This is a genomic window from Micromonospora sp. NPDC023814 (genome assembly GCF_040639595.1).
Lineage (GTDB): Bacteria > Actinomycetota > Actinomycetes > Mycobacteriales > Micromonosporaceae > Micromonospora.
The window spans coordinates 1-4011 of record NZ_JBFAAF010000175.1 but is presented as its reverse complement, the minus strand read 5'-3'; the positions used below and the strand labels follow the sequence as shown (position 1 = coordinate 4011).

Here is a 4011-nt window from a genome sequence, read left to right as displayed (position 1 = left end):
AACCTCACCAAACGCGTCGCCGACGAAACCACCCCAACCTGGCGAGACATCTGAAGGCGGCATCACTCACAAAATACGTGAATCAGACGCCCTCTTAGATGCAGCGGTGTGGAGGTGCGCTTGTACAGCTTGCGCATCGTCGCGGCGTCCTTCTCGTCGACAAGAACATAGGGACACCCCCGACGGCCTGCCGACGATTCGGGGCCCTGGCTCCGCGAGCAACCGGCGAACCGTGTGACCTCACCGGGACGTGGGCCGCCGGGTACTCCGCCGAGTGCGACTCGCGGCCTCCGCTGCCTCCTACCTAGGTCGCCACTCATGTGCCGCCGCACGCCAGATGTCCTGGCGCCCCCGGTCCAGCAGGCTTTCTGGTGCCTGCGGGTGACACCACCCGGAAACCCGTCCGGACACCCGTTGCGTCGGAAGGCGACGTGATCACATGATCGACGACAACGAAGCCGGAACAGCCCGCTCCGGTTCCCGTACCGTCCGTCTCGCGGCAGCGTTCGCGGCGGCGGCCGTGCTCGCGACGACGGCCGTGGGCTGCGCGGCCGGCCCAGCGAAGAGCACCGTGGCCCCGCCCGTCGCGGTTTCGGCCGGGCGAGGCTCAGCGGCGCTGACCGCCGAGGACATCAACGCCTGGCTCGACGGTCTGATCCCGGCCGCACTCGACCGGGCCGGCATCGCGGGCGCCACCGTCAGCGTGGTGTACGGCGGAAAGATCCTCACCGCCCGGGGATACGGCCACGCCGACACCGGAACGGAGAGCGGCGAGCCCGTTCCGGTCGACCCGGAACGCCACCTCTTCCGGGTCGGCTCGGTGTCGAAGCTGTTCACCGCCACCGCGGCGATGCAACTGGTTCGCGACGGCGCGCTGGACCTGGACGCGGACGTGGGACGGTACCTCGACTTCACGCTGCCCCGGCGGTACGAGGGTCCGATCACTCTGCGCCACCTGCTGAGCCACACCGCCGGATTCGAGGAGCGGGTGGGCGGCCTGATCGGGACAGAGGGCACCGAGGTCGACCTGCGCAGGGCGCTGGCAACCGACCCTCCCGAGCAGATCTACCGGCCCGGCACCGTGCCCGCGTACTCCAACTACGGCAACGCGCTGGCGGGCTATCTCGTCCAGCGGGCCAGCGGCCTGCCGTTCGAGGAGTACGTCGATCGGAACGTCCTCGCCCGCGCAGGCATGACGTCCTCCACCTTCGTCCAGCCGCTGCCCGATCGGCTGCGGAGCCAGATGGCCCACGGGTACGAACACTCCGCCGGCCCGGCGGTACCGTTCGAGATCGTCGGCACCCCGCCCGCTGGCGCGCTCAGCGCCACGGCCACGGACATGGCCCGCTTCATGCTGGCCCAGCTCGGTGAGCCGGTGGGGACGGCGCCGCTGCTCGACCGCGCGACCCTGGACCTCATGCACCGGCCGGCGCTGGACGCCACCTCGCTCGGCACGCTGGCCAGCGGCCCGCGGATGAGTCTCGGTTTCTTCGACGAGAGCCGAAACGGCCACCGGATCCTCGGGCACGGCGGTGACACCGAATACTTCCACTCCCACCTGCAGATCCTTCCCGACGACCGGGCCGGGATTTTCATCTCGGTGAACAGCACCGGCAGCGGGGCCACCGACACTCTCCACCTCCGGCAGGCGATCACCACCGGCTTCGCCGACCGCTACTTCCCGGCGCTGGCGGGCCCGCCCGCCGGGATCGTGGACCCCGCGACCACGGCGGAGCACGCGGCGATGACGGCCGGGACGTACGAGAGTTCGCGGGCGATGCGGAGCAACTTCCTGACCGTGATCGGGCTGGCCGGCCGTACTCGGGTGAGCGTAGTGGACGAGGGCCGGTTACTGTTCGAGCCGGGCCCGCTCGGCGACTCCGCGGCCCTGTACGAGGAGGTCGCCCCGTGGGTGTGGCGCGAGGTCGGCGGACAGCACGCGCTCGCCATCCGGGTCGCCGACGGCGAAGTGGAGGCGATCGGATTCGATTCGGCCTTCGCGCTGTTGCCGGTCGAGCCCGAGCGCAGGTTCTCGGTAGCCGTGCCGGTGTTGCTCGCGTCCACGGTGGTGCTGCTGCTCGCCGTCCTCTCCTGGCCGGTCCGTGCGCTCCTCCGTCGCTGGCGCGGACAGGCGCCCCGGGACCGCGCGGGGCGTGCCGCGCGGGTGCTGACCCGGATGGCCGTCGCCGCCACGGTGCTCGCCCTGGTCGGCTGGGGGCTGAGCATCGTCGCCGTCCTGGGCTTCAACGACGTCCCGGCCGATCTCCTGCGTCTCGTGCAGGCGCTGCAACTGCTCGGCCTGCTCGGCGTGGCGGCCGCCGCCGTACGGCTGGTCGACGGCATCCGCCGCCGTTCCGGCTGGCCTCGCATCGCCGGCAGCGGCCTAGTCCTGCTGGCGCTCGCCGGCACCGGATGGTTCGCCGTCGAGTTCATGTTCCTCGCCCCGAGCGTCTCCTACTGACCTCCGGAGAGGCAACAGTGCGAAGCGAGGATCATTGGCGCATGACAGAGCGCATCGTCGGTCCTCCCGGCCCACCTGGGCTCGGCGGACAGCTCGACCAGCGGCTCACTCGGCTTGGGTTGACCGGCCGGTTCGCTCGGGACTGCCTGCTCGCAGCCGTGTTGACGGTCCTGACATTCGGGCTGGCAGCGGCCATCGTCTGGGTCGTGGCTCCGGCCGACGGGCTCTCGTTCGACCCGACGCGGGCCTGGCTGATCGTGGGTGGCTGCTGCGGCCAGGCGGTGACGCTCTGCCTGCGCCGGGTCCGCCCGCTGCTCTGCTTGGCACTCGTCGTCGGTCTGCAGATCCTCGTCGCCGCGCTGGTCCCGTCCGACGTGACGGCCCGGATGCTCGCGCCGCTGGTCGTGGCGTACACCGTCGGCACGCTGTGGCCGGTCCGGGCCGCCCTGCTGATCGCCGGCACGGCGGCGGTGGTCGAGGTTACCGGGACGGTGGCGGCGGTCGGGACGGCCCCGGACCTGGTCCGGGTGGCGGTCGGCCACCTCGCCTCGGGCGGGTTGACCTACCTCGGCGCGGCCCTCATCGGTGGCTACGTCGCCACCCAACGGCGGTACGTCGAGTTGATGCGGCTACGCACGGCCGAGGCGGTGCGGGCGCAACAGACCAAGGTGGCGGCCGCCATCGCCGCGGAACGGTCGCGCATGGCGCGGGAACTGCACGACGTCGCCGCACACCACCTGTCCGCTATGGTGGTGCAGGCGTCGGCCGTGCACGGACTCATCGACCGCGACCCGCCGGCGGCGAAGGCCGGGGTGGCGTCGATCCGGGCCCAGGGCAAGGAGACGCTGGAAAACATGCGCCTGGTGGTGGGGGTACTGCGCGGGCGGCCGGGGGACTCACTCCCCGCCTCGGCGGGCGACCAGGACGAGGGGACAGTCCCCGTTCCGGGGCTGGCGGCGCTCGACGACCTGGTCCGGACGGCACGGGACCTCGGCGCGTCGGTCGAGTTGATCCGCGAGGGTGAACCCCTCGAGGTGCCCCCGATCGCCGACGTCGCGCTCTACCGGACCGTGCAGGAATGCCTCTCCAACGCCCGCCAGCATGCCCCGGGCGCCCCGGTGCGGGTGGTGCTTCGTTTCCTGGCGCGCACGGTGGTGCTCGAGGTGGTAAACGACCCCGCCCCACGCCGTTCCGAGTCGCCGGCGCGTAGCAGCACCGGCGTCGGCCTGATCGGCATGCAAGAACGGGCGCAGCTCATCGGTGCGCGGTTCGCCTCTGGGCCCACGGCGGCCGGCGGATGGTCTGTCACCGTAACGGTGCCGACCGGGCCGGACGTCCCCCGGGGCCGATTGTCAGCGAGGGTCGAGGAAGGAGCCGGACCGGCGTGATCAGGGTGATGCTCGTCGATGACCAGGCGGTGGTCCGCGCCGGCTTCCGTGTGATCCTCGAACAGGCGGGGGATATCGAGGTCGTGGCGGAGGCGTCGAGCGGATCCTCTGCTGTCCAACTGGCCCGCCGCACCAGCCCGGACGTCATCTGCATGGACATCC

At 71.6% G+C, this 4011-nt stretch carries 3 protein-coding genes; all 3 read left to right on the top strand.

Features of this window, described 5'->3' with window-relative positions; translation table 11 throughout:
- Positions 1-439 precede the first annotated feature (439 nt).
- The gene (locus tag AB0G14_RS34995; RefSeq protein WP_357704984.1) at positions 440-2461 is read left to right on the top strand and encodes a serine hydrolase domain-containing protein; all 2022 of its coding nucleotides are present in this window, start codon (positions 440-442) and stop codon (positions 2459-2461) included.
- Positions 2462-2502: 41 nt separating this feature from the next.
- The gene (locus AB0G14_RS34990) at positions 2503-3849 is read left to right on the top strand and encodes a histidine kinase (RefSeq protein ID WP_357704982.1); all 1347 of its coding nucleotides are present in this window, start codon (positions 2503-2505) and stop codon (positions 3847-3849) included.
- A partial coding sequence (locus AB0G14_RS34985) for a response regulator transcription factor (protein ID WP_357704979.1) occupies positions 3759-4011 on the top strand: 253 nt, incomplete at its 3' end. The genes AB0G14_RS34990 and AB0G14_RS34985, both read left to right, overlap by 91 nt.